Here is a 3,522-nt window from a genome sequence, read left to right on the forward strand (position 1 = left end):
GTGCTAGTTTTGCCCGGTCTTGCGCACTGAAGCGCGCCAAGCACGCAGTTTGTGGGCGTTCGGCCGAACCAAAGGCCGATTTCGGTATCTACATTTCGCGTCTGTACACACTCTGCACACCATATGAATTTGATAGGGAAGGAACACCACCATGGCATTGACCAAAGACCAACTGATCGCCGACATCGCCGAAGCTATCGACGCGCCGAAAACCACCGCGCGTAACGCTCTGGAGCAACTGGGTCAGATCGTTGCTGATCAACTGGAAAATGGCAGCGAAATCACTCTGCCAGGCATTGGCAAACTGAAAATCACCGAGCGTCCTGCCCGTACCGGCCGCAACCCTTCGACTGGCGCTGCCATCGAAATCGCTGCCAAGAAAGTTATCAAGCTGGTTGTGGCCAAAGGCCTGACCGACGCTGTTAACAAGTAAGACGCAGTAAAAAAAACCGTGCACCGGAGTGATCCGGGCACGGTTTTTTGTTGCCTGCGATTTGTCAGTCGCGAACCCAGCGCTGGCGCCAGATCTGCTGCTCGTTCTTGGTCTGGAAGGTCCAGGCCACAAATCGGCTTTGCTTCTGCCCCTGGGACATTTCCACGACCTGGCTTTCCAGGACACCGGCCTTTTTCAGGGCGGTCTCGATCGCGGGCAAGTTCGATGCTTTTGACACAAGGGTGCTGAACCACAACACCTTGTGGGCAAAATGCGCGCTCTCGGCGATCAGTTGCGTTACAAAACGCGCTTCACCGCCTTCACACCACAGCTCGGCCGATTGGCCACCGAAGTTCAGCACCGGCAACTTACGTTTGGGATCGGCCTTGCCCAGGGCGCGCCACTTGCGTTCGCTACCTTTGGTCGCCTCCTCCATGGACGCGTGGAATGGCGGATTGCACATCGTCAGGTCAAAGCGCTCGCCCGGCTCCATCAAGCCCAGCAGGATCTGCTTGGGATTGGTTTGCTGGCGCAGTTGAATGACCTTGCTCAGGTCGTTGGACTGCACGATGGCCTTGGCGGCGGCCACGGCGATAGGGTCGACTTCCGAACCCAGGAAGTTCCAGCGGTATTCCATGTAGCCAATCAGTGGGTAGACGCAGTTGGCGCCCATGCCGATGTCCAGCACCTTGACGATCGAGCCTCGGGGAATCTTGCCGTCGTTGGCGCTGGCCAGCAGGTCGGCGAGGAAGTGCACGTAGTCGGCACGCCCCGGCACCGGTGGGCACAGGTAGTCGGCGGGGATATCCCAGTGCTGGATGCCGTAGAAGGCTTTCAGCAACGCCCGGTTGAACACCCGCACTGCATCCGGGCTGGCGAAGTCGATGCTCTCTTTGCCATAAGGATTGATGATCACGAATTTCGCCAGTTCCGGCGTGGTCTTGATCAGCGCCGGGAAGTCGTAACGGCCTGTGTGGCGGTTGCGCGGGTGCAGGGTGGCCTCTTTACGCGGCGTGACGGGTTTGGCCGTGGCTGCGGTTTTAGGCTTCTTGCGCGGAGGCTTGGGTGTGCTGGGGGTGGTCATGATGATTCTGGTGTTGGCTCAATGTGGCGGGCATTGTCACACATCCTGAGGCTATCCCGGTCAAATGTGGGAGGGGGCTTGCCCCCGATGGCGGTGTATTAGCTAAATATGAAGTGGCTGAACCAGCACTATCGGGGGCAAGCCCCCTCCCACATTGATTGTATTGCCAGCCTGGAGTTGGGGAATTCCAGGCAAAAAAAAGAGGCCCGAAGGCCTCTTTATCTGCACAGGTTCCAGCTTACAGGCTGGAAATCCGCGCATGTTGCTCCGCCAGCTTGCCCAGGGCCTGTTCAGCCTCGGCCAGTTTGGCGCGTTCTTTGTCGATCACTTCAGCCGGCGCCTTGTCGACGAATGCCGCGTTGGACAGCTTACCGCCCACCCGCTGTACTTCGCCTTGCAGGCGTGCGATTTCCTTATCGAGGCGGGCCAGTTCGGCGCCCTTGTCGATCAGGCCGGCCATCGGCACCAACACTTCCATGTCGCCAACCAGTGCGGTGGCGGACAACGGAGCTTCGGCGCCGTCAGCCAATACGGTGATCGACTCCAGCTTCGCCAGCTTCTTGAGCAGTGCGTCGTTCTCGGCGAGACGACGCTGGTCTTCGGCACTGGCGTTCTTCACGAACACTGCCAATGGCTTGCCCGGGCCGATGTTCATCTCGGCGCGGATGTTGCGCGTGCCGAGCATCAGGGTCTTGAGCCATTCGATATCGCTTTCGGCCGCCTCATCGATGCGTGCTTCGTTGGCCACTGGCCAAGGTTGCAGCATGATGGTCTTGCCTTCGATACCGGCCAGCGGCGCGAGGCGCTGCCAGATTTCTTCGGTGATGAACGGCATGAACGGATGCGCCAGGCGCAGGGCCACTTCCAACACGCGCACCAGGGTGCGACGGGTGCCACGCTGACGTTCGATCGGCGCGTTCTCGTCCCACAGCACTGGCTTGGACAGTTCCAGGTACCAGTCGCAGTACTGGTTCCAGATGAACTCGTACAAGGCTTGTGCCGCCAGGTCGAAACGGAACTGGTCGAGCTGGCGGGTCACTTCGGCTTCGGTGCGTTGCAGCTGCGAGATGATCCAACGATCCGCCAGCGACAGCTCATAGGCTTCGCCGTTCTGACCGCAGTCTTCGCCTTTATCCAGCACGTAGCGCGCCGCGTTCCAGATCTTGTTGCAGAAGTTGCGATAGCCTTCGACGCGGCCCATGTCGAACTTGATATCGCGACCGGTGGACGCCAGCGAGCAGAAGGTGAAGCGCAGGGCGTCGGTGCCGTAGCTGGCGATGCCGTCGGCGAACTCGTCGCGGGTCTGCTTCTCGATCTTTTTCGCCAGTTTCGGCTGCATCAGGCCCGAGGTGCGCTTCTGCACCAGGGTTTCCAGGTCGATGCCGTCGATGATGTCCAGCGGGTCCAGGACGTTGCCCTTGGACTTGGACATCTTCTGGCCCTGGCCATCTCGCACCAGGCCGTGCACGTACACGGTCTTGAACGGTACCTGCGGCGTGCCGTCCTCGTTCTTCACCAAGTGCATGGTCAGCATGATCATCCGGGCAACCCAGAAGAAAATGATGTCGAAACCGGTGACCAGCACGTCGGTGGAGTGGAATTTCTTGAGGAATTCGGTCTGCTGCGGCCAGCCCAGTGTGGAGAAGGTCCACAGGCCCGAGCTGAACCAGGTGTCCAGTACGTCGTTGTCCTGCTGCAGCGCAACGTCGGCACCGAGGTTGTGCTTGGCACGCACTTCGGCTTCGTCGCGGCCTACATAGACCTTGCCCGATTCGTCGTACCAGGCCGGAATGCGGTGGCCCCACCACAGCTGACGGCTGATGCACCAATCCTGGATGTCGCGCATCCACGAGAAGTACATGTTTTCGTACTGCTTGGGTACGAACTGGATGCGGCCATCTTCCACGGCCGCGATGGCAGGTTCTGCCAACGGTTTGGTCGACACGTACCACTGGTCGGTCAGCCACGGTTCGATCACGGTGCCGGAACGGTCGCCCTTCGGCAC

Annotated in this window: 3 protein-coding genes; 1 reads left to right on the top strand and 2 read right to left on the bottom strand. The window is 59.8% G+C overall.

Annotated features, from left to right (window positions below):
- The first annotated feature begins 151 nt into the window (after positions 1-151).
- A complete protein-coding gene (locus tag ACRESD_RS05510) occupies positions 152-433 on the top strand; it encodes an HU family DNA-binding protein (protein WP_431750002.1) in 282 nt (93 codons plus the stop codon).
- A 64-nt stretch (positions 434-497) separates the two neighbouring features.
- Here ACRESD_RS05510 and rlmF read toward each other — a convergent pair whose 3' ends face one another.
- Positions 498-1,517 (bottom strand): 23S rRNA (adenine(1618)-N(6))-methyltransferase RlmF, encoded by a 1,020-nt coding sequence (rlmF, locus tag ACRESD_RS05515; protein ID WP_431750003.1) that lies wholly within the window; start codon positions 1,515-1,517, stop codon positions 498-500.
- A gap of 238 nt (positions 1,518-1,755) precedes the next feature.
- Positions 1,756-3,522 (bottom strand): valine--tRNA ligase (locus ACRESD_RS05520; RefSeq protein ID WP_431750004.1); only part of this gene is annotated, 1,767 nt, incomplete at its 5' end.

The sequence above is a fragment of the Pseudomonas sp. genome, assembly GCF_050739995.1.
Taxonomy (GTDB): domain Bacteria; phylum Pseudomonadota; class Gammaproteobacteria; order Pseudomonadales; family Pseudomonadaceae; genus Aquipseudomonas.